This window comes from Dactylosporangium sp. NPDC051485 (genome assembly GCF_040682015.1).
Lineage (GTDB): Bacteria > Actinomycetota > Actinomycetes > Mycobacteriales > Micromonosporaceae > Dactylosporangium.
The window spans coordinates 46,183-70,023 of the sequence record NZ_JBFAZW010000028.1; the positions used below are offsets into that span (position 1 = coordinate 46,183).

Annotated in this window: 25 protein-coding genes; 19 read left to right on the forward strand and 6 right to left on the reverse strand. The window is 73.8% G+C overall.

Going from position 1 to position 23,841, the window contains the following annotated elements:
* Positions 1–5 precede the first annotated feature (5 nt).
* From AB0M46_RS18295 to AB0M46_RS18320, 6 genes are read left to right on the forward strand one after another with little or no spacing between them, the layout of a single operon-like run.
* Positions 6–308 (forward strand): urease subunit gamma, encoded by a 303-nt coding sequence (locus AB0M46_RS18295; RefSeq protein ID WP_344613498.1) that lies wholly within the window; start codon positions 6–8, stop codon positions 306–308.
* The gene (locus AB0M46_RS18300; RefSeq protein ID WP_363337337.1) at positions 305–610 is read left to right on the forward strand and encodes an urease subunit beta; all 306 of its coding nucleotides are present in this window, start codon (positions 305–307) and stop codon (positions 608–610) included. The genes AB0M46_RS18295 and AB0M46_RS18300 overlap by 4 nt, the downstream gene beginning before the upstream one ends.
* Positions 607–2,316, forward strand: coding sequence for an urease subunit alpha (locus AB0M46_RS18305; protein WP_363337339.1), 1,710 nt, complete (start codon positions 607–609; stop codon positions 2,314–2,316). The genes AB0M46_RS18300 and AB0M46_RS18305 overlap by 4 nt, the downstream gene beginning before the upstream one ends.
* Positions 2,317–2,976 carry an urease accessory UreF family protein gene (locus AB0M46_RS18310; RefSeq protein WP_363337341.1) on the forward strand — a complete coding sequence of 220 codons (660 nt, stop codon included), beginning with the start codon at positions 2,317–2,319 and terminating at the stop codon, positions 2,974–2,976.
* A gap of 46 nt (positions 2,977–3,022) precedes the next feature.
* A complete protein-coding gene (ureG, locus tag AB0M46_RS18315) occupies positions 3,023–3,631 on the forward strand; it encodes an urease accessory protein UreG (RefSeq protein ID WP_363337342.1) in 609 nt (202 codons plus the stop codon).
* A complete protein-coding gene (locus tag AB0M46_RS18320; RefSeq protein ID WP_363337343.1) occupies positions 3,628–4,365 on the forward strand; it encodes an urease accessory protein UreD in 738 nt (245 codons plus the stop codon). The genes ureG and AB0M46_RS18320 overlap by 4 nt, the downstream gene beginning before the upstream one ends.
* Here AB0M46_RS18320 and AB0M46_RS18325 read toward each other — a convergent pair.
* Positions 4,333–4,869 (reverse strand): DUF4240 domain-containing protein, encoded by a 537-nt coding sequence (locus tag AB0M46_RS18325; RefSeq protein WP_363337345.1) that lies wholly within the window; start codon positions 4,867–4,869, stop codon positions 4,333–4,335. The two genes, AB0M46_RS18320 and AB0M46_RS18325, sit on opposite strands and share 33 nt — an antisense overlap.
* Positions 4,870–5,018: 149 nt before the next feature.
* On the opposite strand from AB0M46_RS18325, the gene AB0M46_RS18330 reads away from it, so the two are divergent.
* Together AB0M46_RS18330 and yidD are read left to right on the forward strand one after the other, a co-directional pair.
* Entirely contained in the window at positions 5,019–5,438 is a 420-nt protein-coding gene (locus AB0M46_RS18330) for a hypothetical protein (protein WP_363337347.1), read from the forward strand.
* A 217-nt stretch (positions 5,439–5,655) separates the two neighbouring features.
* Complete coding sequence (yidD, locus tag AB0M46_RS18335; RefSeq protein WP_363337348.1) at positions 5,656–6,066, forward strand: membrane protein insertion efficiency factor YidD; 411 nt, start codon at positions 5,656–5,658, stop codon at positions 6,064–6,066.
* A gap of 8 nt (positions 6,067–6,074) precedes the next feature.
* On the opposite strand, the gene AB0M46_RS18340 is transcribed toward yidD, so the two are convergent.
* Positions 6,075–6,746 carry a permease prefix domain 1-containing protein gene (locus tag AB0M46_RS18340; protein WP_363337350.1) on the reverse strand — a complete coding sequence of 224 codons (672 nt, stop codon included), beginning with the start codon at positions 6,744–6,746 and terminating at the stop codon, positions 6,075–6,077.
* 141 nt (positions 6,747–6,887) lie between these two features.
* Here AB0M46_RS18340 and AB0M46_RS18345 point away from each other — a divergent pair, with 141 nt between their 5' ends.
* Positions 6,888–8,330 (forward strand): multicopper oxidase domain-containing protein, encoded by a 1,443-nt coding sequence (locus tag AB0M46_RS18345; protein WP_363337352.1) that lies wholly within the window; start codon positions 6,888–6,890, stop codon positions 8,328–8,330.
* A gap of 190 nt (positions 8,331–8,520) precedes the next feature.
* Here the strand turns inward: AB0M46_RS18345 and AB0M46_RS18350 are convergent, their stop codons facing one another.
* Positions 8,521–9,885: an FAD-dependent monooxygenase gene (locus tag AB0M46_RS18350; RefSeq protein ID WP_363337354.1), complete on the reverse strand. Its 1,365-nt coding sequence runs from the start codon at positions 9,883–9,885 to the stop codon at positions 8,521–8,523.
* A gap of 97 nt (positions 9,886–9,982) precedes the next feature.
* Between AB0M46_RS18350 and AB0M46_RS18355 the strand changes: the two genes are divergently transcribed.
* The 3 genes from AB0M46_RS18355 to AB0M46_RS18365 are packed head-to-tail and all read left to right on the forward strand — an operon-like array spanning position 9,983 to position 12,686.
* Positions 9,983–11,344, forward strand: a complete 1,362-nt coding sequence (locus AB0M46_RS18355; protein ID WP_363337356.1) for an MFS transporter — start codon at positions 9,983–9,985, stop codon at positions 11,342–11,344.
* On the forward strand, positions 11,316–11,978 hold the full coding sequence (locus tag AB0M46_RS18360; RefSeq protein ID WP_363337358.1) for a response regulator transcription factor: 663 nt from the start codon (positions 11,316–11,318) through the stop codon (positions 11,976–11,978). The genes AB0M46_RS18355 and AB0M46_RS18360 overlap by 29 nt, the downstream gene beginning before the upstream one ends.
* 48 nt (positions 11,979–12,026) lie before the next feature.
* Positions 12,027–12,686: a DUF2306 domain-containing protein gene (locus tag AB0M46_RS18365; protein ID WP_363337360.1), complete on the forward strand. Its 660-nt coding sequence runs from the start codon at positions 12,027–12,029 to the stop codon at positions 12,684–12,686.
* On the opposite strand, the gene pepN is transcribed toward AB0M46_RS18365, so the two are convergent.
* Complete coding sequence (gene pepN / locus AB0M46_RS18370) at positions 12,649–15,150, reverse strand: aminopeptidase N (RefSeq protein WP_363337362.1); 2,502 nt, start codon at positions 15,148–15,150, stop codon at positions 12,649–12,651. The genes AB0M46_RS18365 and pepN overlap by 38 nt on opposite strands.
* 34 nt (positions 15,151–15,184) lie before the next feature.
* A complete protein-coding gene (locus AB0M46_RS18375; RefSeq protein ID WP_363337364.1) occupies positions 15,185–16,270 on the reverse strand; it encodes a glycosyltransferase in 1,086 nt (361 codons plus the stop codon).
* A 114-nt stretch (positions 16,271–16,384) separates the two neighbouring features.
* On the opposite strand from AB0M46_RS18375, the gene AB0M46_RS18380 reads away from it, so the two are divergent.
* Together AB0M46_RS18380 and AB0M46_RS18385 are read left to right on the forward strand one after the other, a co-directional pair.
* Positions 16,385–16,735: a YciI family protein gene (locus tag AB0M46_RS18380; RefSeq protein WP_363337366.1), complete on the forward strand. Its 351-nt coding sequence runs from the start codon at positions 16,385–16,387 to the stop codon at positions 16,733–16,735.
* 17 nt (positions 16,736–16,752) lie between these two features.
* Positions 16,753–18,000, forward strand: coding sequence for an RNA polymerase sigma factor (locus tag AB0M46_RS18385; RefSeq protein ID WP_363337368.1), 1,248 nt, complete (start codon positions 16,753–16,755; stop codon positions 17,998–18,000).
* 12 nt (positions 18,001–18,012) lie between these two features.
* Here AB0M46_RS18385 and AB0M46_RS18390 read toward each other — a convergent pair whose 3' ends face one another.
* Positions 18,013–18,888, reverse strand: a complete 876-nt coding sequence (locus AB0M46_RS18390; protein WP_363337369.1) for a BadF/BadG/BcrA/BcrD ATPase family protein — start codon at positions 18,886–18,888, stop codon at positions 18,013–18,015.
* Positions 18,889–19,005: 117 nt separating this feature from the next.
* On the opposite strand from AB0M46_RS18390, the gene AB0M46_RS18395 reads away from it, so the two are divergent.
* The 5 genes from AB0M46_RS18395 (at position 19,006) to AB0M46_RS18415 (ending at position 23,809) form a co-directional block, all read left to right on the forward strand.
* Positions 19,006–19,902, forward strand: coding sequence for a MurR/RpiR family transcriptional regulator (locus tag AB0M46_RS18395; protein ID WP_363337426.1), 897 nt, complete (start codon positions 19,006–19,008; stop codon positions 19,900–19,902).
* A complete protein-coding gene (locus AB0M46_RS18400) occupies positions 19,899–20,651 on the forward strand; it encodes an SIS domain-containing protein (RefSeq protein WP_363337371.1) in 753 nt (250 codons plus the stop codon). The genes AB0M46_RS18395 and AB0M46_RS18400 overlap by 4 nt, the downstream gene beginning before the upstream one ends.
* 64 nt (positions 20,652–20,715) lie before the next feature.
* Positions 20,716–22,089, forward strand: a complete 1,374-nt coding sequence (ngcE, locus tag AB0M46_RS18405; RefSeq protein WP_363337374.1) for an N-acetylglucosamine/diacetylchitobiose ABC transporter substrate-binding protein — start codon at positions 20,716–20,718, stop codon at positions 22,087–22,089.
* The gene (locus AB0M46_RS18410; RefSeq protein WP_363337376.1) at positions 22,089–22,997 is read left to right on the forward strand and encodes a sugar ABC transporter permease; all 909 of its coding nucleotides are present in this window, start codon (positions 22,089–22,091) and stop codon (positions 22,995–22,997) included. The genes ngcE and AB0M46_RS18410 overlap by 1 nt, the downstream gene beginning before the upstream one ends.
* A gap of 23 nt (positions 22,998–23,020) precedes the next feature.
* Positions 23,021–23,809 carry a carbohydrate ABC transporter permease gene (locus AB0M46_RS18415; protein WP_363337428.1) on the forward strand — a complete coding sequence of 263 codons (789 nt, stop codon included), beginning with the start codon at positions 23,021–23,023 and terminating at the stop codon, positions 23,807–23,809.
* The last annotated feature ends 32 nt before the right edge of the window (positions 23,810–23,841 follow it).

A 23,841-nucleotide genomic window follows, 5' to 3' on the forward strand; every position in this document is an offset into this window, starting at 1 on the left:
GACCATTGTTTCTCACCCGCCATGAGCAGGAGCGCCTGCTGATCCACGTCGCCGCCGACGTGGCGCAACGCCGCAAGGACCGCGGGCTCAAGCTCAACTATCCGGAGGCCGTCGCGATCATCACCGCGTTCCTGCTGGAGGGCGCGCGCGACGGGCGGACCGTGGTGGACCTGATGGAGGCCGGGCGGCACGTGCTCGGCCGCGACGACGTCCTGGAGGGCGTCCCCGAGATGCTGGCGGAGGTGCAGGTGGAGGCGACGTTCCCGGACGGGACCAAGCTCGTGACCGTTCACCACCCGATCCCGTGATCCCCGGCGAGATCATCCCCGGCGACGGGCCGGTGCTCATCAACGCCGGCCGCCCGGAGCTGGCGCTGACCGTGCGCAACACCGGCGACCGGCCGGTGCAGGTCGGCTCGCACTACCACTTCGCCGAGGCCAACGAGGCCCTCGACTTCGACCGCGAGGCCGCCTGGGGCCACCGGCTCGGGGTGCCCGCGGGCACGTCCGTGCGGTTCGAGCCCGGGGTGGCCCGCGAGGTCGCCCTGGTGCCCCTGGCCGGCAACCGCATCGTGCCGGGCCTGCGCGGCAGGGCGGGAGGGCGGTTGTGAGCGAGCTCGACCGGCGGCGGTACGCCAATCTCTACGGCCCCACCACCGGCGACCGGGTCCGGCTCGCGGACACCGACCTGTTCATCGAGGTCGAGCGGGACCACTGCGCGGGCGGCGACGAGGCCGTCTTCGGCGGCGGCAAGGTGATCCGCGAGTCGATGGGCCAGTCGAGGGCCACCCGGGCCGAGGGCGCACCGGACACGGTCATCACCGGCGCGATCATCCTGGACCACTGGGGCGTGGTGAAGGCCGACGTCGGCATCCGCGACGGGCGGATCGTGGGCATCGGCCGGGCCGGCAACCCCGACATCATGGACGGCGTCGACCCGGCGCTGGTCATCGGCCCGGGCACGGAGATCATCGCCGGCAACGGCCGGATCCTCACCGCCGGCGCCATCGACTGCCACGTGCACCTCATCGCCCCGCTGATCCTGGAGGAGGCGCTCGCCAGCGGCATCACCACGATCGTCGGCGGCGGCACCGGGCCGGCCGAGGGCAGCAAGGCGACCACCGTCACGCCGGGCGCCTGGCACCTGGCCCGCATGCTCGAGGCGCTCGACCCGTGGCCGGTCAACGTGCTGCTGCTGGGCAAGGGCAACACCGTCTCCGAGGAGGCGATGTGGGAGCAGCTGCGCGGGGGCGCCGGGGGCTTCAAGCTGCACGAGGACTGGGGGACCACCCCGGCGGCGATCGACGCCTGCCTGCGGGTCGCCGACGCCTCGGGCGTGCAGGTGAACATCCACACGGACACGCTCAACGAGGCCGGCTTCGTCGAGGAGACCCTGCGCGCCATCGCCGGGCGGTCCATCCACGCGTACCACACCGAGGGCGCCGGCGGCGGCCACGCCCCCGACATCATCACCGTGGCCTCGCACCCGAACGTGCTGCCGTCCTCGACCAACCCGACCCGGCCGTACACCCGCAACACGCTCAGTGAGCACCTCGACATGCTCATCGTGTGCCACCACCTCAACCCGAGCGTGCCCGAGGACCTGGCCTTCGCGGAGAGCCGGATCCGGCCGTCCACGATGGCCGCGGAGGACCTGCTGCACGACCTCGGCGCGATCTCGATCATCGGCTCGGACTCCCAGGCGATGGGCCGGGTGGGCGAGGTCGTACTGCGCACCTGGCAGACCGCGCACGTCATGAAGCGGCGGCGGGGCCCGCTGCCCGGCGACGGGCCGGCGGACAACGAGCGGGCGAAGCGCTACGTCGCGAAGTACACCATCTGCCCGGCGGTGGCCTCCGGCATCGACCACGAGGTCGGCTCGGTCGCCGTCGGCAAGCTGGCCGACCTGGTGCTGTGGGACCCGGCGTTCTTCGGGGTGCGGCCGCACGTCGTGGTCAAGGGCGGGGCGATCGCGTGGGGCGCGATGGGCGACGCCAACGCGTCCATCCCCACGCCGCAGCCGATCCTGTCCCGTCCGATGTTCGGCGCGTACGGCAGGACCGCCCCGGCCACCAGCCTCGCCTTCGTCGCCCAGGCCGCCATCGACGACGGACTGGCCGACCGGCTCGGCCTGCACCGCCGCCTCGCCGCGGTGGCCGGCACCCGCTCCCGCGGCAAGGCCGACATGCCCGGCAATGACGCCCTGCCGCGCATCGAGGTCGAGCCCGACACGTTCACGGTCCGCATCGACGGTGAGGTGGTCGAGCCCGACCCGGTCACCGAGCTGCCGATGGCCCAGCGGTACTTCCTGTTCTAGATGCGAGCCTTTACCCAACTCCTGCTGCTGGCCGACGGCCGGTTCCCGTCCGGCGGCCACGCGCACTCGTCCGGCCTGGAGGCGGCCGTCGCCCATGGCAGGGTGCGCGACCTCGACGGGCTGCGCGCGTTCCTGCGCGGCCGGCTGCGCACCGGCGGCCTGGTGGCGGCGGCGTTCGCGGCCGCCGCCTGCGCCCGGCCCGAGGCGATCGAGGAGCTGGATGAGGAGCTCGACGCCCGCACCCCCTCGCCGGCGCTGCGCCTGGCCGCCCGCCGGCAGGGCCGCTCGCTGTGCCGGGCCGCGCAGGTGGTCTGGCCGGGCGAGCACGTGGCCCGGGCCGCCCGCGCCCGGGTCGGCCAGCCCATCGCGCTCGGCGTCGCCGCCGGGGCGGCCGGGCTGACCCCGGAGGAGGCGGCGCTGCTGGCCGCGTACCACGCGATCTCCGGCCCGGCGAGCGCGGCGGTCCGCCTGCTGGGCCTCGACCCGTACCACGTCCACGCCCTCCTCGCCGAGCTCGCCGACGAGTGCGACGAGGTGGCCCGGGAGGCCGCGACACACGCCCGTGGGCCCGCGGCGGACCTGCCGGCGGCATCGGCGCCGCTGCTCGACGTCTCCGCCGAGGACCACGCCGCATGGGAGGTAAGGCTCTTTGCAAGCTGAGCACGAACACACGCATCCCCATCCGCACGAGGATCCCCACAACCCCTTGCCGGACACCCGGCGGGCGGTGCGGATCGGCATCGGCGGCCCGGTCGGGTCGGGCAAGACCGCGCTCGTCGCGGCGCTGTGCCGGGCCATGTCCGAGGACCTGCGGGTGGCCGTGGTGACCAACGACATCTACACCACCGAGGACGCTGACTTCCTGCTGCGCAACGGCGTCCTGCCGGCCGAGCGCATCCGCGCGGTGGAGACCGGCTGCTGCCCGCACACCGCCATCCGCGACGACATCTCGGCCAACCTCGACGCGATCGAGGAGCTGGAGGAGAGCCTCGGCCCGCTCGACGTGATCCTGGTCGAGAGCGGCGGGGACAACCTCACCGCCACGTTCAGCCGCGGGCTGGTCGACCGGCAGATCTTCGTGGTCGACGTGGCCGGCGGCGACAAGGTGCCGCGCAAGGGCGGTCCCGGCGTCACCGGCGCCGACCTGCTCGTGATCAACAAGACCGACCTGGCCCCGCTGGTCGGCGCCGACCTCGGCGTCATGGCGCGCGACGCCGCGGCCCGCCGCGGCGACCTGCCGACGGTGTTCCTGTCGCTGGTCGAGGACCGCGCGGCCAAGCCGGTCCAGGAGTGGATCCGCGGCCTGGTCCCGTGAGGGCGGCCGCCCGGATCGTCGCCGAGCGGGAGGGGCACCGGTCGGTGCTGCGCGTGCTCAAGGGCGAGGCGCCGCTGCTGCCGCGGCGCACCGGCCCGTGCGGCGTGCACATCGTCGGCGGGGCGGCCGGCCCGCTCGGCGGCGACGACCTGAGCCTGGAGATCGAGGTCGGGCCGGGCGCCGAGCTGTGGGTGCGCACGGTCGCGGCGAGCATCGCCCTGCCCGGCCGCGACGGGGCGCAGTCGCGCCTGGCCGTGCACGCCACGGTGGCCGAGGGCGGGTTCCTGGCGTTCCTGCCCGAGCCGATCGTGGCGGCCGCGCGCTGCCGGCACCACAACGCGGCCACGGTCGCGCTCGCCGCCGGCGCCACGCTCGCGTGGCGCGAGGAGGCGGTCCTCGGCCGCCACGGCGAGCCCGGCGGCGACCTGCGCCTCTCGACGAGCATCGTGCGAAACACCCGGCCCTGGTACCGCTCCGACGTCGCCGTCGGCCCGTCGCACCCGGACGGACCCGCGATCCTGCACGGCGCTCGCGTGCTGTCCACGCTGATCACGACGGCCGACCTGACCGGCGTGCCGGAGCGGTCGGACACGTGGGCCGCCATGCCGCTGGCCCGCGGCGGGACCGTCGTCCAGGCGCTCGGGGACGAGGTCGAGCAGACCAGGAAGATCACGGCCAACGGGATCGAGGACCTCGTCCGGTCACTGCAGGAACAGCGCGGCGATCTTCGGTAGGTGGGTGCGGACGGCCTGGTCGTCCTCGTCGTCCCAGTCGTCCTCGACCAGCGGGGCGACCTGGCCGGTCCGCGCGCGCAGCAGCATCGGATAGTCGTCGGTGTCGCCGTACAACTCCTCGGCCAGGTCCTCGACCTCCCGCGGGGCGAGCTCGTGCGCGGCGAGGTCGCCCGCGGCCACGGCCCGCACCACCGGGTCGTCGGCCAGGTCGTCCGGGCTCAGCACCCCCCGCTCGTAGTGCTCCCGGCCCCGCGCGATCAGCCCGTCGACGAAGGCGTCGGCGTAGCGGGCCACCACCCGGCCCGTCGCCCACATCGCCGAGGAGTTGGCCCGCGCCTGCAGCCGGGTGCGGTGCGCGTCGAAGTCCAGCAGCTCGCTCCTGCCGAGCGTGGCCAGCCGCACCCGCAGCGCGGCGGTGAACCGCTCGGCGAAGCCCGGCGTGACTTGCTCCCCGGCCGCGGCCCGGGACCCGTCGATGATCGACCAGAAGGTATCGCTGTCCACGGCAAGAAAGTCTTGCACCCCGGCGCACCCTCCGGCCAGAACGCCCGCATCGGTGCGTGGCACGTTTCCGGGATTCGGCGACCCGGGCGCGCCCGTAACGTTTGATGCATCGCAAGGCCACACACCAGATCCCACACAAGGAGAACACCATGAGCGACATCGACGCGGGTTACGACGGCGGGCACGGCGACGTGGACTACGGTCAGTACTCGGAGGGTCAGGAGCACGGTGCGCTGGACCAGCTGCACCAGGCCAACGGCTCCGAGGCCGACTACAACAACCAGTTCGGCGTGTACGAGAACGACCACCACGCTGACACCTCGACGAACTACCAGCACGGCACGCACGTCGAGTTCACCCAGGCCCCCGCGGTGCACTACGAGGCCGACGAGTTCACCAACTACAGCCACGACGCCAGCGTCGACGACCACGTCTTCGCCGCCGAGGGCAGCGAGAACGCGCACCAGGCCGAGTTCGGTCAGCTCGACGCCCTCTCGCAGCGTTTCGACGCCGCGTTCGCGCAGGGCACCGAGTTCCACGGCGGCGCCGGGGAGATCGCGGCCAAGTAAGCCCGGCCCGGCGGATCAGCCCCGCCGGCCCGCGAAGCACGGTCATGGCAACGCACTCGTTTGTTCGACTTCGTGCGGGTGTCCGGGAGCGTCCGGACGTTCCCGGCCGCCCGCACGAAGTCGGCCATTCGGGTGCGTTTCTGTCGTACCGACCCGTCGGTCGGAACCATGACCGGAACCTTGATCACCGCGAGCCCCGGCGCCGACAATTTCCGCCATGCGAATCGGGAAAAAGCTGGCGAACCGGCGGCAGCGACGAATGCAGAACCGCAGCGATCGGCGCCGTCGCGACAGCGACTGCGGCCCGGACTGGGACTGCAACGCCTGCGACTGCGGCCCGTTCATGATCGCCTCGCTGCTGTCCTTGATGGCCGTGCCGGCCCCGAGCCGCCCGCCGAGGCGCGCCGCGTCGGGTCCGGGCCGGGCCGGTATGGCGGCGATCCGCGGCTACCAGCGCTGGCTCTCCCCGCATCTGCCCACCAGGTGCCGGCAGGTGCCGTCGTGCAGCAACTACGGCCTGCAGGCGGTCCAGCGCTACGGCCTGGTCGAGGGCTCCCGCCTGACCGCGGCCCGCATCCGCCGCTGCAACCCGTCCACGCCCCGCGGGACCGTGGACCAGGTGCCCTGAAGGCCCGGTTACGCGGCCGCCGCCCGCACGCAGCGCAGCCCCGACACCGTCATCCACACCGGCAGGGTCATGGTCAGCGCGGAGGCGACCGCGTGCCAGGCCGAGATGCCCGCGCCCGAGTGGGAGGTCCACGCCGGGCTGAAAGCGGACAACAGGATGCTGCCCGCGATGAAGAACGCCACGACGGAGATGGCCGCGATGCCCGTCGCCCGGGCGAAGGTGCGGCCCACCGTCACGTAGCGGGCGCCGATCCCGCAGGCCAGGGCGGCCAGCAGGGCGGCCGCCACCACCGCGTAGGCCGCGTAGTCCACCGTGTTGGCCAGCAGCGTGTACAGGTGGTCCGGCTGCCAGGTCCACGACGTCGCCTCGCGGCGCCAGGCCAGCTCCGAGACGAGGGACTGGGCGGCGACCGCGGTGCCCACCAGGACGGCGGTGCGCCGCGCCTGGGTCAGGGCCAGCTCGCGCTGGTACTCCGGGGCGAGGTCGGCCACCGGGCCGAAGTCCGAGACGGCCAGGCGTTCGGCGGCCAGGCGGGGCAGGCCCGTGGACTCGTAGTGCTCCGCGGCGTCGGTCAGGCCGTCGCGGGCCTCGGCCAGCAGGTCGGCCTTGGCGGACCGGGGGCCGCGCAGGGCGCGGCGCAGCGAGGTGACATAGGCGTCGATCGGGCCGGCGATTACCACCACCCCAGTATCGGCGGGCCCGGCGGGCGCGGGGTCCGGGGAGACCCTGAGGTTTCCCCCGGTTCGGCGGCCGGGTCTGGCGGGGCCGGGGTGGCGGCAGCGAGGCTACATGTAGCTGAACTACATGTAGGAGGTCGGGGCGTGCGTAAGTGGCTGCTCGGTGGGCTCGGGCTGCTCGTGCTGTGCTGCGGGGGCGGGGTGGCGACGCTCGTGTGGTTCCTCGCGCGGCCGCCGCTGGACAAGACGGCGGACTTCCGGCAGGCGTTGCGGGTGCCGCCGCTCGCGGCGTCGACGGTCCGGGACGGCAAGCGGGTGTTCGAGCTGCGGGCGCGGCCGGGGGACAGCGATCTCGGGCACGGGGCGGGCACCCGCACGTGGGGGTACAACGAGGCGTACCTCGGGCCGACGCTGCGCGCCGCGCGCGGCGAGCAGGTCGTCGTCGACGTGCACAACTCGCTGCCCGAGCCGACGACCGTGCACTGGCACGGGATGCACCTGCCGGCCGCGGTGGACGGCGGGCCGCACCATCCGATCCCGGCCGGCGGGTCCTACCGGGCCGCGTGGACGGTCGACCAGCCGGCGGCGACGCTGTGGTACCACCCCCACCCGAGCGAACGCACGGAGACCCAGGTCTACCGGGGGCTGGCCGGGATGTTCATCGTCGACGACGACGAGCCGGCGCAGCGGGCCCTGCCGCACGACTACGGCGTCGACGACGTGCCCGTCATGGTGCAGGACAAGGTGTTCGACGGCGACCAGCTCAGCATGTCCAGCCGGTTCGGCTCCGACATCGGGGTGCTGGGGGACGAGCTGCTGGTGAACGGGACGTCCGGGCCGTACCTCGACGTGCCCTCCGAGCTGGTCCGCCTGCGCCTGCTGAACGCCTCGACGGCGCGCATCTACAACTTCCAGTTCGCCGACAAGCGGCAGTTCGCGCTGGTCGGGACCGACGGCGGGCTGCTCGAGCGGCCGCACGCGACCGACCACATCCGGCTGTCGGTCGGGGAGCGGGCCGAGGTGGTGGTCTCGATGCGGCCGGGGGAGCGGGCCACGCTGCGCAGCGTCAGGTCGATCGACGGGGACTTCGACAGCAGGCTCAATGGCGGGCAGGACGCGTTCGACGTGTTGCAGCTGCGGGCGGCGGCGCGCCTGACGCCGGCCACGCTGCCCGGGACGCTGGTCGCCACGCCGCGGCTGGACCCCGGCAGTGCCGCGCAGACCCGGTCGTTCACGTTCCAGGGGCGCAAGATCAACGGACGGAAGATGGACATGCACCGCAACGACGCCGTCGTCGTCAAGGACACCGTCGAGGTGTGGGACGTGGCCAACGGGCACGACACGCCGCACAGCTTCCACATCCACGACGTGCAGTTCCAGGTGCTGGCCGTGAATGGGGGCGCGCCGCCGCCGGAGCTGGGCGGGTGGAAGGACACGCTGTTCCTGGCCCCGAAGCAGCAGTACCGGATCATCGCCCGGTTCGCCGACTACGCCGACCCGAACACGTCCTACATGTTCCACTGCCACGTGCTCAGGCACGAGGACGAGGGCATGATGGGGCAGTTCATCGTGGTGGAAAAGCCATGAGAGGGTGCCGGGCCCCCCGTGGCGGCGCGGGGCCCGGCACGTCTCGCAAGCGTTCCGTCGTCCCCGTGTTGTGCGCCGTCCGCAAGCGAACCAAGTCGTCTGCGGGGCGGTGGCAACCCAACGAGAACCGCTCCGTGATCGGCATGACACATCGATCGGCGCTGTCGTGTCAAGGGAAGGGTGTCGGGGATCACCGGGGGGCGCCGAGATGCGCGCGGAGCGCGACGGAGACGTCTCGCTCGGTGCCCGTCCAGGCGGTGTGGCCGTCTGGCCGGACCAGGACGTAACGGTCGGACGGGGCACAGACCAACCGGTCCGCGTACCCGTCCGGCGCCCCCGGCCCGAGCAGCACGTGCCGCCCGGCCCGCAGCAGCTCGTAGAGGCGCGTCCCGCCCAGGTCCACGTCCGGCTGGCGGGGCGCGTGCGGGTAGTCGATGCCGAGGCCGGAGATCGTGCCGGTGGCCTTGTGTGCCACCGCCGGGACGTGCAGGGCCAGGCCGGCCAGCACGTCGCGGCCCAGCCGCGCGGCGCGGGAGTGCAGCAGGGCCAGGCGGATGATGCCGCCGCTGGTGCGCAGGACGAGCCGGCCGACCGAGTGCCGCTCGTCCTGGTAGGAGTCGAGCAGGCCGGCGGGCGCCCAGCCGGCGCCCGCGGCGGCGAGCTTCCAGCCCAGGTTGGCCGCGTCCTGCAGGCCCGTGTTCATGCCCTGCCCGCCGGCCGGCGAGTGCACGTGGGCGGCGTCGCCGGCCAGGAAGACGCGGCCGGTGCGGTACCGCTCGACCTGACGCTCGTCGCTGTGGAAGCGCGACATCCACCGGCACTCGCCCATGCCGAAGTCGGTGCCGAAGGCCCGGCGGACCGTCTCGCGGACCTCGTCGAGCGCCAGCGGGGCGTCGTCCGGGACCTGGTGCTCGCGGTTCCAGGCGAAGACGCGGTGCCAGCCGTCGCCGAACGGCGCCACGAAGGCGAACGCCGAGCCGACCGCGGCGATCGTGATCACCTCCTGCGGCGGCTCGGCCAGCCGCACGTCGGCCAGCATGAGCGAGCGGACCACGGCCTTGCCGGGGAAGTCGAGGCCGAGCGCCCGGCGCACGCCGCTGTGCACCCCGTCGGCGCCCACGGCGAAGTCGGCCTCGTGCCGCCCGCCGTCCTCGGTGACGACCTCGACGCCGCCGTCGTCCTGGCGCACGCCGGCCACCGTGGCCCTGCGCACGATGCGCACGCCCGCGCTCAGCGCCCGCCGCTCCAGGATCCGCTCCACGTTGTACTGCGGCGTGATGAGCACGAACGGGAAGCGCGACGGCAGGGAGCCCAGGTCGAGCGAGATCCGGCCGAACAGCCGCAGCGCGGACACCTTCGTCCCGGTGGCGAGGACCTCCTCGGCGATCCCGCGCGCGTCGAACTGCTCCAGGGTGCGTGCGTGCACCGCGAAGGCCCGGGTGAGGTTCGACTCGTCGCGCCGGCGCTCCAGCACGGTCACGTCGGCCCCGGCGGCGGCGAGGTCCCCGGCCAGCAGCAGGCCGGTCGGGCCGGCCCCGGCGATGACAGTCTTCATGACTCCAGTACAACGGCCCGCTGCGGCGAATGTCAACGAGTGTTGAAATATCCGCCGGACTTGACCTGAAGCCCTGTTGAGGTGCGAGGTTCGGCCGGTGGAGAACAGACGCGCGCTCACGTTCGGTATGGTGACTCTGGTCACGCTGGTCGCCTTCGAGGCGGTCGCCATCACCTCGGCGATGCCCACCGTGGCCCGCGCCCTGGACGGCCTGGCCCTCTACGGGTTCGCGTTCGGCGGCGCGCTGGCCACCGGCATCGTCGGCATGGTGCTGGCCGGCGCGTGGTGCGACCGCGCGGGTCCGGCGGGCCCGGTCGCCGCCGGCGTCGCGCTGTTCGGCGCGGGGCTGCTGCTGGCCGGCCTGGCCCCGGCGATGTGGGTGCTGGTGGCCGGGCGGCTGGTGCAGGGCTTCGGCGGCGGGCTGGTGAACGTGGCGCTGTTCGTCGTCGTCGGCCGGGCCTACCCCGCCGAGCGGCACGCCCGGGTGTTCTCGGCGCTGTCGGCCGCCTGGGTGCTGCCGGCCATCGCGGGCCCGGCGGTCGCGGGGGTGATCGTGCAGTACGTCGGCTGGCGCTGGGTCTTCCTGCTGGTGGTCATCGCCGCGGCGCCGGTCATGCTGCTCATCTGGCCGCGGATCAGGGCGATCCGCGGCGGCGCACCCGGCCCCGCCGCGAAGATCCGGCTCGCCCCGGCCCTGGGCGCCGCGACCGGTGCCGCCTTCCTCTACACGGGCACCCCGGTGATCAAGCTCGTCGGGGCGGCGGTCACGGCGGCATCCGCCGTGCTGCTGCTGCCGAAGGGCACGTTCGCGGCGGCCAGAGGCATCCCGAGCGTCGTGCTCCTCAGGGGCCTGGCCGGCGCCGCATTCATGCAGACCGACGTGTTCATCCCGCTCATGCTCACCCGCGAGCGAGGGCTCAGTCCGGCGATGGCCGGGCTCACGGTGACCCTCGGCGCGCTGGGATGGTCGGCCGGCAGCTGGGTCCAGGCCCGGCAGGGCCAGCGCCTGTCCGACCCGGCCAGGCTGCGGCTCGGCCTGACCTGCATCACCGCGGGGGTCCTGTGCGCGCTGTCCCTGACGATTCCGGCGGTACCGGTGGCCGTCGTCGTCGCCGGCTGGTGCCTCGGCGGCTTCGGCATGGGCCTGGTCTACCCCACGTCGGCCGCGCTCGTACTGCGCTACTCCACCCCGGCCGACCAGGGCGCCAACAGCTCCGCCCTGCAGGTGTCCGACGCGCTGCTCACCACCACGGTGCTGGCCGTCGGCGGCTCCCTGTTCGCCGCGCTGGTCGACGCGGGCCCGGCCGCCTACGCCGCCGCGTTCGGCGTCGCCCTGCTGCCCGCGCTCGCCGGCGTCCTCGTCGCCGGCCGGGCCGCCGGTCGTACTTTCGGCGGATCTGAGGGTGCGGGGTCGCAAATAGCATTGGCGGGTGAGCGTGCGGGTGCTGGTAGCGGATGATCAGGAGATCGTCCGCACCGGGCTGACGATGATCCTCAACGCCCAGCCGGGCATCGAGGTCGTGGGGGAGGCCCCCGACGGGCGCCGGGCGGTGGAGCTGGCCCTGCGGCTGCGCCCCGACGTGTGCCTGCTCGACGTGCGCATGCCGGTCATGGACGGGCTGGAGGCGACCCGGCGGCTGGCCGGGCCGGCCGTCGAGGACCCGCTCGCGGTCGTCGTCATCACGACCTTCGACCTCGACGAGTACGTCTACGCCGCCCTGCGGGCCGGCGCCCGCGGCTTCCTGCTCAAGGACGCCGGCCCCGCCCTGTTGGCCCAGGCCGTGCACGCCGCGGCGGCCGGCGACGCGCTCATCGCGCCCAGCGTCACCACCCGGCTGCTGCGCGCCTTCGCCGACACCGGCCCGAAGGCGCCGCCCCGCCAGCCGATCGAGCCGCTCACCGACCGGGAGGAGCAGGTCCTGGCCCGGGTGGCGCGGGGCCGGACCAACAACGAGATCGCCGACGAGCTGTTCATCACGCTGAGCACCGTCAAGTCGCACGTGACCGCGCTGATGCTCAAGGTCGGCGTGCGCAACCGGGTGGAGATCGCGATGTGGGCGTACGAGACGGGAAGAATCAGACCCGGCGGCTGAACTTTGGTCGGATGAGCCGGCGGGGGCCGATGCCCACCATCGGTGGACATGAGAACGCGAGACTGGCCGATCGTCACCGGCCTGCTCCTGCTGGCCTTCGTCCCCTCGCTGGCCGGCGCCGTGCGCGTGGCCACGCTGGCCGGCGGCGCCGCCCGCACGCCGGACAACGCCCGCTTCGTCGACGCCCCGGTCCCGGTGGTGGTGCACGTGCTCGGCGCGGTGCTCTTCGCCGTGCTCGGCGCCTTCCAGCTGGCGCCGGGGGTGCGGGCCCGGCACCGCCGCTGGCATCGCCTCGCCGGCCGGGTGGTCTTCGGGGCCGGCGTCGCGGTCGCCCTCTCCGGGCTGTGGATGACGGCGACGTACGCGCTGCCGGACAGCGACAACGCGGCGTTCAACGCCCAGCGGTACGTCTTCGGCACCTTCATGCTCGTCGCGCTCGTCCTGGGCCTGCGGGCGGCGCTGCGGCGCGACCTCCGCGCCCACCGGGCCTGGATGCTGCGCGCCTACGCGGTCGGCCTGGGCGCCGGCTCGCAGGTGTTCACCAGCATCCCGCTGGCGATCGCGCTGAGCTCCGCCGACCCTCGCTACCCGGCCTGGCGGGCCGTGGCCATGGGGGCCGCCTGGGTGATCAACCTGGCGGTGGCCGAGTGGGTGATCCGCCGCGGGCGGCTCAGGCCCAGCGCCGCAGCTCGTCCGCGCCGTCCATGAGCTCCCGGCGCAGCCGGGGGTCCAGGTCCGCGTGGGCCAGCAGGTCCGCCGTCAGTTCCACCGACTTGCGGCTGTACTGCGGGAAGCTCAGCCGCACCACCTGCAGCGCCGCGGGCGGGTAGCGCCCCTCCAGCATGGCCGGGGCGTCGGCGAACCAGCGCTCGACGTAGGCGTCGGTGAGCGCCTCCTGCCCCGGCTGCCAGAAGGCGGAGGCGTTGGCGATGGCCAGCCGCGGGTTCGGGTGGCGCACCAGCGTCTCCCAGGCCTCGGCCTTGCTCCCGGGGTCGGGCAGGGCGGCCCGGCAGGCGGCCGCCTGCTCGGCGCCCTTGGCGCTCGGGTCGCGCCGCGCCTCGGCCGCGATGTCGTCCGGCCCGGCGGCGCCCAGCGCGGCCAGCCGCAGCAGCACCGCCCAGCGCAGGTCCGGGCCAATCTCCAGCCCCTCGGGAGCGCGCGGGCCGGCCACCCCTTCGGGAGCGCGCGGGCCGGCCAGCTCCTCGGGGGCGGCGCGTGGGCCGGTCAGCCCTTCGGGGGTGCGCGGGCCGGTCAGCCACGAGCGCAGCAGCGGCGCGTCGCCGGTCACGCTCGCCAGGGCCCGGGCCGCGGCCAGCTGGCGGCCGCTGCCGGGGGCGGCGCCGGCCAGCGCGGCCGCGCAGACCTCGGCCAGCTGGGGCAGCGGCACCAGGCCGCGGCGGCCCAGGGCGTCGCGGGCGAAGCCGAGCACCTCCGCGAAGACGCCCTCCTGGCGCTCGGTCGGCAGCGCGGCCACCACCAGGGCGAGGAACTCGGCCGGGGGCAGCTCGCCGTCGCGCACGGCGTCGATGACCGCGGTCCACACCACGGCCCGCGCGAGGGGCTCCTCGATGTCGGGCAGCACGGCCGGCAGGGCGGCCCGGCTGACCGGGTCGAAGCGGATCTTGGCGTACGTCTCGCCGCCGTCGTTGAGCAGCAGCACCGTGCCGGGGCGGGCGGCCGGCCCGGCCACGACCGCGGTCGCACCGTCGATGGCGAACGGCAGCCGGCGCACCGAGCCGTCGGAGGCGTAGGCGGCGACGGTGAGCCGGTGCGGGCGCAGCGGCCGCCCGGTCTGCTCGACGGTCAGCCCGGCCGGTGCGCCGGCCGCCCGCGAGGGCAGCGGCCGCAGCGTGTTGGCGCCGCTGCTGCGCAGCCACAGCTCGGCCCACCCGGTCAGGTCCCGCCCGGCGGCGGCGCCGAGCACCGCGAGCAGGTCGGTGAGCTCGGCGTTGGCGAAGCGGTAGCGGCGGAAGAACTCCCGCAGCCCGGTCAGGAACACGTCCTCGCCGAGGTGCACCGCGAGCTGGCGCAGCGCGGCCGCGCCCTTGGCGTAGGAGATGCCGTCGAAGTTCTGGGTGGCGACCGCGGTGTCGGCGACCCCGTCGGGGGCCACCGGGTGGGTGGAGGGCCGCTGGTCGGCGAGGTAGCCCCAGCGCTCGCGCCAGATGGCGAAGTCGGCCGCGGCGGTCGGGTGCCGGCCGGTGTCGGCCGCCACCCGCCAGCCCATCAGCTCGGCGAAGGCCTCGTTGAGCCAGATGTCGTCCCACCAGCGCAGGGTGACGAGGTCGCCGAACCACATGTGGGCCATCTCGTGGGCCATCACCACGAACCGGCGCTGCCGCTCGCTGTCGGTGGCCCGGGCCCGGAAGAGAAACTCCTCGCGGTAGTTGACCAGCCCCGGGTTCTCCACCGCGCCGCCGGAGAGCTCGGGGACGAACGCCTGGTCGTACTTGCCGAACGGGTACCGCACGCCGAACAGCTCGTGGTAGCGGTCGAAGCTCGCCGCCGTGGCCGCGAACAGCGCGTCGGCGTCGGCGTCGAGGGCGGCCGCCAGGCTGCGCCGGCACGCCAGGGCGAGCGGGATCCCGTCGTGCTCGCGGGACAGCACGTGCCACGGGCCGGCGAGCAGGCTGAAGAGGTACGTCGACAGCGGCGGCGTCGCCGCGAACTCCCACCTGCCGCCGAGCCGCGCGCACAGCGGGGCGTTGGCGCGCACGGTCCACGCCGGCGGGGCGAGCACGGTGAGCGCGATCGGCGCCTTGAGGTCGGGCTGGTCGAAGCAGGCGAACATGCGCTGGGCGTCGTCGATGGGGGCCTGGCCGTACAGGTAGACCTCGCCGTCCTCGGGGTCGGCGAAGCGGTGCAGGCCCTCCCCGGTGCCCGAGTAGGGCGCGGAGAACTCCACCTCCAGCCGGTTGCGGGCCGCCAGCGGGGCCAGCGGGAGCCGGTTGCCGGCCGCGGGGTCCAGCGGCCGGCCGTTGAGCCGAGCGCGCACCGTCTCCGCGCCCTTGACCTCGGCGAAGGTGCCCGCGCCCGGGTCCGTGCAGGCGAAGTCCACGACCGTGCGGGAGGTGAACCGCTCGGCGCCGGTGAGGTCGAGCTCGACGGTGTACGAGTGCACGCGCAGCAGTCGGGCGCGCTGGGCCGCCTCGGCGCGGGTCAGGCTCGGCATGATCGCACGCTACCCGCCCGCGCCGGGACACGCCTCAGCGAAGCTCGGCCAGGTGCGCCACGACCTCCTCCGGGGGCGGCATGGTGGCCACCTCGGCCCGCAGCGCCTCGGCCGCGGCCCGGTAGGAGCCCTCGTTGAGCACCACGCGCAGCGCCTCGGCGGCCTCGGCCGGGGTGGCGTCGGCGGCGTCGAGGACCACGCCGGCGCCCAGGGCCGCGGCCCGCTCGGCGTTGTCGGGCTGGTCGGCGCCCATCGGCACCAGGACCATCGGCAGCCCGTGGGCCAGCGCGCCGACGACGGTGCCGGAGCCGGCGTGCGACACGACGGCGGAGCAGCGGGGGAGCACCTCGGCCTGGGGGATGTACCGCGCGACGCGCACGTTGCCCGGCTGCGGCCCGAGCTCGGCCGGGTCGATGGCCGCCCCGACGGTCACCACGAGTTCGACCGGCAGCTCCCGCAGGCCGGCGAGGAGGCGGGTGAAGAGGTCGCCCGACTCGGTGTTGAAGATCGTGCCCAGCGTGACGTACACCTGCGGCGGTTGCGTCGGCGCCGGTGGGACGAGCGGCATCGGCCGCATGAGCCGCGCGCCGCCGCGGGCCCGGAAGCTCGGTGGCACGGGCGAGATCACCAGGTGCCGGTCGAGCATGGCCAGGTCCGGGTCGGCGGGCAGGCCGTGCGCGGCCCGGGCCTCGTCCAGCAGCGCGGCCAGGCCGTCGGGGCGGCCGAAGGTGCCGGCGGCGAGCACCACCACAACGGCGTGCGGGATGCCCAGCGCCTCGGCCGCGATCATGCTGCCGAAGTCGGCCTCGTCGCAGACGACGACGTCGGGTCGCCACCGCTCGGCGACCGCCTTGGTGTCGGCGGCCCGCTCGCGGGCGATCCAGCCGCCGAAGCCGTCGCGGAACTCCCGGGCCTCCCGGGCCCGGTCCAGGCGCAGCAGTGGGCTGCGCTCGCCGGGCGGCTCGTCGACGCCGGCCGGGAAGCCCTCGAGATCCTTGGGCAGCGCGCCGGGGCGCCCGGTCACCGCCACGGCGTGGCCGGCCGCGGCGGCGGCCCGGGCCAGCGGCAGCATCGGCTGGAGGTGGCCGGCTCCGCCGGCGAACGCGAACAGGATGCGCATCGCAAATCTCCTCGGAAAAAATGTCCGGCGCCACTGTCGAAGAGTCCGGGCGCCGCTCGACGCGGTGATAGAGGCTGGGCAACGGCCAGCCACCTTACCGAGGAGGAACCCGCGATGCGGTACATGCTGATGCACAAGCTCGACGACTCGAACCCGGCGCTGTGGCAGCCCAGCCCGGAGTTCATCGCCAAGTTCGGCGAGTACATGGAGGAGGTCAACAAGGCCGGCGTGCTGCTGGCCGCCGAGGGCCTCCTGCCGAGCTCGGCCGGGGCGGCCGTCATCCGGGTCGACAACGGGCAGGCCACGGTCACCGACGGGCCGTTCGCCGAGGCCAAGGAGGTCATCGGCGGCTTCGGCATCCTGCAGGTGCGCGACCACGCCGAGGCGGTCGAGTGGGCCAAGCGCTTCGCCGAGCTCTTCGACAACGTCGAGATCGAGGTGCGCAGGGTCTCCGAGTACGAGTAGGCCGCTATGTTGGGTCGGTGACCACGGTTACCGATGCCGGCAAGGCCATCGAGGCGGTCTGGCGGATCGAGGCGGCGCGGGTCATCGCCGGCGTCGCCCGGCTCGTCGGCGACGTCGGCCTGGCCGAGGAGCTGGCGCAGGACGCCCTGGTGGCGGCGCTGGAGCAGTGGCCGGCCGAGGGCGTCCCGCGCAACCCCGGGGCGTGGCTCATGACCACGGCCAAGCGCCGCGCCATCGACACCATCCGGCGCCAGCAGGTGCTGCAGAAGCACCTGCCCGCCCTGGCGGTCGACGAGCGCACCGACGAGGCCGGCTTCGACGAGGTGCTGGAGCAGGACCCGATCGAGGACGACCTGCTGCGGCTGATCTTCACCGCCTGCCACCCGGTGCTCAAGCCCGAGGCCCGGGTGGCGCTCACCCTGCGCCTGCTCGGCGGCCTGTCCACCGACGAGATCGCCCGCGCGTTCCTGGTGCCGTCGGCCACCGTCGGGCAGCGCATCAGCCGGGCCAAGAAGGCCCTCGCCGACGCCAAGGTCCCCTTCGAGCTGCCCGCCGGCCCCGACCGGGCGGCCCGGCTGGCCTCGGTGCTCGAGGTCATCTACCTGATCTTCAACGAGGGGTACTCCGCCACTGCCGGCGAGGACTGGATGCGCCCGGCCCTGTGCGAGGAGGCGATGCGCCTCGGCCGCGTCCTGGCCGGCCTCGCCCCGGGTGAGGCGGAGGTGCACGGCCTGGTCGCGCTGCTGGAGATCCAGGCGTCCCGCTCGGCCGCCCGCACCGGCCCGGACGGCGCCCCGGTCACCCTGCTGGAGCAGGACCGCCGCCGCTGGGACCGGCTGCTCATCGACCGGGGCCTGGCGGCGCTTGCCCGCGCCGAGGGGCTCGGCGGCGGCACCTACACGCTGCAGGCCGCGATCGCCGCCTGCCACGCCCGGGCCCGCACGGCCGCGGCGACCGACTGGGCCAGGATCGCCGGGCTGTACGCGCGCCTGGCCGAGCTGGCCCCGTCGCCGATCGTGGAGCTCAACCGGGCCGTGGCGGTGTCGATGGCCGACGGGCCGCAGGCCGGCCTGGCCGTGCTCGACGCGCTGCTCGAGGAGCCGTCGCTGCGGGAGTACCACCTGCTGCCCTCCGTGCGCGGGGACTTCCTGTTCCGGCTGGGGCGCACGGCGCAGGCGCGGGCGGAGTTCGAGCGGGCGGCCGCGATGACCCGCAACGAGAAGGAGCGCGAGCTGCTGCTGGGCCGGGCCGCCGTCTGCGGGTGACGAGCGACTTGCTCACCTCCGGCTGAGCGCTCGCTGCGTCGCGAGGCGGGCGGCCCCCAGCGCGGGGTCGTCGGCCGTGCCCAGGGCCGTGCCGCGAGCCTCCAGGGTGGCCGCGACGGCCCGGCGGATCGGGGTGCCGGCGGTCAGCAGGCCGCCGGCCAGCACCACCGGGGCGTCCGGGGCCGCCAGCTCGTCGAGGGTGGCGACCAGGCGCGCGGCGCCGTCGGACACGATGGCGGCCGCGTCCGGGTCGCCGCCGTCGGCCAGCTCGCAGACCAACGGGGCCAGGGCGCCGAAGGGCGGCAGGGCCTGGGCCCAGTGCACCAGGTCGGCGGCGGTGGCGGCGCCCGCGTGGGCGGCCACCGCGCGGGCCAGCGGCGCGTGCCAGGCCCGCGCGGCCCGGCGGACCGCCTGCAGGCCCAGCCACAGGCCCGAGCCCTCGTCGCCGAGCAGCCAGCCCAGCCCGTCGGCCACCCGCGTGACCTCCAGGTCGTCGACCAGCGCCGCCACCGCGCCCGTGCCGCTGATGAGCACCGCGCCCGCGGTCCAGTCCCCGCCCGCCGCGAACGCGGTCACCGCGTCCCCGACGATCGGGATCTGGCAGGTCAGGCCCAGCGCGGCCCACTCCTCGTCGAACGCGGACCGGATCGCCGGGTCGGCCACCGCGCTCGCGCCGGCCACGCCGACGACGCCCGCGGTCACCGTCGCCGGGTCGATGGTGCCGAGCGCCGACCGCAGCGCCGACCCGATGGCGCGAACGGCCGGCACTCCGGCGGCCGAGGGGTTGCCAGGGCCGGCCGAGCCCCGGCCCAGCACGGTGCCGTCCAGGTCCGTGACCACGGCCTTCGACGCGGTACCGCCGGCATCAACACCCACCACCACAGCCATGGCGTCGATGGAAGCATAGAAAGTTCTTATTGACTAGAAGTTGAAGTGGTCGTAATTTTCATCGCCAAGGCGGGACGATGAAAAGGATGATTGACGGTGACGGGTGAGAGTGGCGGGCTGCTCGGGCGGCTGCGCATAGAAGTGCCGACGATGCCGGACGCCCTGGCGAAGATCGCCGAGACGATCCTGGGCGATCCGGAGACGGCCGCGCACGCCAGCATCGTGGACCTCGCCGAGCGCTCCGGCACGTCGACGGCGACCGTCACGCGGTTCAGTCGCACGCTCGGCTTCAAGGGGTACGCGAACCTGCGGGTGGCGATCGCGACCGAGACCGGCCGGGCCGAGCAGGCCCGCTGGGAGACCGACATCAGCGGCGACATCGCGCCGGGCGACCCCCTGAACGAGGTCCTCGGCGTGGTCACCGCGGCCGACACCCGGGCGATCCAGGCGACCGCGGCCGGGCTGGACGTCGCCGCGGTCGAGCGGGTCGCCGAGGCGATCGCCGGGGCCGGACGGGTGGAGATCTTCGGGCTGGGCTCCAGCGGCACCGCCGGGCGGGAGATGGCGTTCCGGCTGGAGCGCATCCGGGTCCCGGTCTGGTACCGCTCCGACAGCCACACCGCGCTCACCAACGCCGCACTGCTGGGCCCCGGCGACGTCGCCATCGGCCTGTCGCACTCCGGCCGCACGCGGGAGGTCCTGGAGACCCTCGCCGAGGCGGCCGACCACGGGGCGACGACCGTCGCGGTGACGTCGTTCGGGCGCTCGCCGCTGGCCGAGGTGGCCGACGTCGTGTTCACCACGTCGGTGCACGAGACCACCTTCCGGGTCGCGGCCCTCTCCGCGCTGCACTCGCAGCTGCTGGTCCTGGACCTCATCTACGTCGCGGTGGCGCAGCGCACCTATGAGCGCACCGCCGAGGCCCTCGAGCTCACCGTGCGCGCGGTGGACGCGCACCGGGTGCCCGACACGACCAACATCCGCAAGCGACCACGGAGGGAAAAGCCGCTGTGACCATCAGAAGTGCCGACTACGTCGAGGTGATCCGCGCCGCGATCGACCGGGTCGGGACCACCCAGGGCGAGAAGGTGGCGCGCGCCGCCGACCTGATGACCGCGACGGTCCAGGCGGGCGGGGTGATCCAGGCGTTCGGCTGCGGGCACTCCGAGGCGCTCGCCATGGAGATCGCCGGCCGGGCCGGCGGCCTGGTCCCGACCAGCCGCATCGCCCTGCGCGACATCGTGCTCTACGGCGGCGAGCCGCTCAGCGCCCTGGCCGACCCGCAGCTGGAGCGCACCGCGAGCGTCGCGCACCGCCTCTACGACCTGGCCCCCGTCAAGCCGGACGACACGTTCGTCATCGCCTCCAACTCCGGCGTCAACGGCGCCGTGGTGGAGATGGCGCAGCTGGTGAAGCAGCGCGGGCACGCGCTCATCGCGATCACGTCGCTGGAGCACTCCTCCCGCGTCGACTCGCGCCATCCCAGCGGCATGAAGCTCGGCGACTTCGCCGACGTGGTGCTCGACAACGGGGCCCCGTACGGCGACGCGTCGCTGCCGTTGCCCGGCGGTGGCGCCGTCGGGGCCGTCTCCTCGATCACCGCGGCCCTGCTGGCCCAGCAGATCGTCACCGAGGTGGTGGCGCGCCTGCTGGCGCTCGGTGTCACGCCGCCGGTCTACCTGTCCGACAACGTGCCTGGCGGGCGGGAGCACAACGCAGCACTCGAAGCGCGGTACGCCGGGCGCATCCGGCGTACCGCATAAAGAGAGAAGGCCCGGTATGAACCCCTCACCTTCCACTTCAACGTACCCCAAGCGTAGAACGATCTTGAAGACCGCGCTGGGCGCGGCGGCCGCCGTGCCGCTGCTCAGCGCCTGCGTGACGAGCGGGAAGGACGACGACAAGCCGGCCGCCAACGCCGGGGCGAAGAGCGCGGACAACCCGCTCGGGGTCAAGGACGACGCCCCGCTCGAGGTCGTGATCTTCAAGGGCGGCTACGGCGACGACTACGCCAAGCACGCCGAGGACCTCTACAGGGGCAAGCACGCGAAGGCGACGATCGACCACAAGGGCATCCAGAAGGTCGGCGAGGCGCTGCAGCCGCGGTTCGTGGCCAACACCCCGCCGGACGTGGTCGACAACACCGGCGCCGGGCGGCTGGACATCTCCGCCCTGGTCGGCGCCAAGCAGCTCTCCGACCTCGCGGAACTGCTCGACGCGCCCTCGTTCGACGACCCGAACACCAAGTTCCGCGACACGCTGCTGCCGGGCGTGGTGGACGACGGCACCTTCGACAAGTCGGTCCTGGTGCTGAACTTCACCTACACCGCCTGGGGCCTGTGGTACTCCAAGCCGCTCTTCGCCAGCAAGGGCTGGGCCTACCCGAAGACCTGGGACGAGATGCTCGCCCTGTGCGCGACCATCAAGACCTCGGGCATCGCGCCCTGGACCTACCAGGGCAAGTACCCGGAGTACATGAACGACCCCATGCTCTCGATGGCCGCCAAGATCGGCGGGACGGACCTCATCAAGGCGGTCGACAACCTCGAGCCCAACGCCTGGAAGGCCGACGGGCTCAAGTCCGCCGCCGAGGCGTTCGCGGAGCTGGCCGCCAAGGGTTACATCATGAGCGGCTCCGAGGCGCTGTCGCACACCGAGGCGCAGGCCGCGTGGTGCCAGGGCAAGGCGGCGTTCATCCCGTCCGGCTCGTGGCTGGAGGCGGAGCAGAAGGACGTCGCCCCCAAGGGCTTCGACATGGTGATGGGGGCCGTGCCGGCGCGCAGCTCCGGCGACAAGATGGCGCAGAGCGCGGTGCAGGCCGCCAGCTCCGAGTCGTTCCTGGTGCCGGCGAAGGCCAAGAATCAGGCCGGGGGCCTCGAGTACCTGCGGATCCTGTTCTCCAAGCAGTCGGCGAGGGCCTTCGCGCAGAGCGCGGGCACGCTGCCGGCGGTGGCCGGGGCGACCGACGGGCTGACGCTGTCCAGCGGCCTGGGCTCGACCCGCGACGCGGTCACCGCGGCCGGCAAGGAGACCTTCACGTACCGCTTCCGCACCTGGTACGCGCCGCTGGCCAAGGCCGTCGACGACGCCACCGGGGAGCTGATCAACAAGCGCGCCACGCCCGCCGAGTGGGCCGATCGCGTGCAGAAGGCGGCGGACGCCCTCGCCAAGGACTCCAGCGTCAAGAAGTACACCCGCTGATGAAGCACGGTCGGCTCCGGTTCCTGTTCGGTGCGCTCGTGCCGGCCCTGGTGCTGCACGTCGTCTTCGTGCTGTCGCCGTACGCGCAGGCGTTCTACCTCTCGCTCACCGACTGGACCGGCGTGGCCGGCGAGGCGCACTACGTCGGGGCGGGCAACTACGCCCGCCTCGGCGGCGACTCCCTCTTCCTCGACGCGGTGCGCAACAACGCCGTCATGCTCGTGGTGGTGCCGATCGTCACCCTCGGGCTGGGCCTGTTCCTGGCCAGCATGCTGCACCTGGGCGGGCGGGACGGCCGCTCCGGCATCGCGGGCTCGAAGGTGTACCAGATCGTCTACTTCTTCCCGCAGCTGCTATCGCTGGTCATCGTCGCGGTGCTGTGGTCGTTCATCTACAACCCGAACACGGGCCTGCTCAACGGGGTGCTGCGCGGGATCGGGCTGGGCTCGCTCGCGCGCAGCTGGCTGGGCGATCCGGACCTCGCGCTGCCGGCCGTCATGGCCGTGCTGGTGTGGTCCTCGGCCGGGTTCTACATGGTGCTGTTCAGCGCCGCGATCGACGGGATCCCCAAGGAGCTCTTCGAGGCGGCGCTGCTGGACGGGGCGGGCCGGTGGGACACGTTCCGGCGGGTGACGCTGCCGCTGGTGCGCGACACCGTGCAGGTCGGCTTCGTCTACCTCGGCATCACCGCCCTGGACGGCTTCGCGGTCGTGCAGGTCATGACGGCGGGGCCGGGCGGTCCGGACGGGGCCACCGAGGTGATCGGGCTGTCGCTGTACCGCAACGCCTTCACCTACGGCAAGTTCGGCTACGCCTCGGCGATGGGGGTCGCGCTGTTCTTCGCGACGCTGACGCTGGCCGTGCTCGCCCTGCGGGCGGGCCGCAAGGAGAGGGTCGAACTGGCGTGAAGCGCGTGGTGCCGCATGTGGCGATGCTCTGCTGGGGCGTGGTCACCGCGCTGCCCCTGCTGTGGGCGGTGCTCAGCTCCTTCAAGACCGACCAGCAGATCCTCACCGACCCGTGGTCGCTGCCGACGACCCCGCACGTCGAGAACTGGTCGCGGGCCTGGAACCAGGCCGACATCGGCCGGTACTTCCTCAACAGCCTCGTCGTGGTCGGCGGCGGGCTGATCCTGACCATGCTGCTGGGCGCGCTGGTGGCGTACGCGCTGGCGCGCTACGACTTCCGCGGCAACCGGATCATCTACTACACGTTCGTCGCGGCCATGTTCTTCCCCGTGTTCCTGGCGCTGGTGCCGCTGTTCTTCGTGGTCCAGCAGCTGGGCCTGCTCGGCACGTACCCGGGCCTGATCCTGGTCTACGCCGCCTACGCGGTGCCGTTCACCGTGTTCTTCCTGCACTCGTTCTTCCGCACGCTGCCCGGCGAGGTGGCCGAGGCCGCCTTCATGGACGGGTGCTCGCACGCGGGGGTGTTCTTCCGCGTGATGCTGCCGATGGCCCGCCCAGGCCTGGTCGCCGTCGGCATCTTCAATTTCCTCGGGCTCTGGAACCAGTACCTGCTCCCGCTGGTTCTCAACCCCGACCCGGACCGGTACGTCCTGGCGCAGGGCCTGGCCTCCCTGTCGGTCAGCCAGGGGTATCGCAGCGACTGGAGCGGACTGTTCGCCGGCCTGACGATCGCCATGCTGCCGGTGCTCATCGCCTACGTCGCGTTCCAACGGCACATCCGAGCCGGTATGACCGCCGGCGCGGTCAAGTAAGAGGTCCATGCGCTCCTGATCCCCCTCAAGGA

What these genes read in the sequence shown, in the direction of transcription:
- AB0M46_RS18310 (WP_363337341.1), top strand. Translation starts at nt 2,317, where the DNA reads ATGCGAGCCTTTACCCAACTCCTGCTGCTGGCCGACGGCCGGTTCCCG.
- AB0M46_RS18330 (WP_363337347.1), top strand. Translation starts at nt 5,019, where the DNA reads ATGAGCGACATCGACGCGGGTTACGACGGCGGGCACGGCGACGTGGAC.
- yidD (WP_363337348.1), top strand. Translation starts at nt 5,656, where the DNA reads ATGCGAATCGGGAAAAAGCTGGCGAACCGGCGGCAGCGACGAATGCAG.
- AB0M46_RS18350 (WP_363337354.1), bottom strand. Translation starts at nt 9,885, where the DNA reads ATGAAGACTGTCATCGCCGGGGCCGGCCCGACCGGCCTGCTGCTGGCC.
- AB0M46_RS18365 (WP_363337360.1), top strand. Translation starts at nt 12,027, where the DNA reads ATGAGAACGCGAGACTGGCCGATCGTCACCGGCCTGCTCCTGCTGGCC.
- pepN (WP_363337362.1), bottom strand. Translation starts at nt 15,150, where the DNA reads ATGCCGAGCCTGACCCGCGCCGAGGCGGCCCAGCGCGCCCGACTGCTG.
- AB0M46_RS18375 (WP_363337364.1), bottom strand. Translation starts at nt 16,270, where the DNA reads ATGCGCATCCTGTTCGCGTTCGCCGGCGGAGCCGGCCACCTCCAGCCG.
- AB0M46_RS18380 (WP_363337366.1), top strand. Translation starts at nt 16,385, where the DNA reads ATGCGGTACATGCTGATGCACAAGCTCGACGACTCGAACCCGGCGCTG.
- AB0M46_RS18390 (WP_363337369.1), bottom strand. Translation starts at nt 18,888, where the DNA reads ATGGCTGTGGTGGTGGGTGTTGATGCCGGCGGTACCGCGTCGAAGGCC.
- AB0M46_RS18410 (WP_363337376.1), top strand. Translation starts at nt 22,089, where the DNA reads ATGAAGCACGGTCGGCTCCGGTTCCTGTTCGGTGCGCTCGTGCCGGCC.
- AB0M46_RS18415 (WP_363337428.1), top strand. Translation starts at nt 23,021, where the DNA reads ATGCTCTGCTGGGGCGTGGTCACCGCGCTGCCCCTGCTGTGGGCGGTG.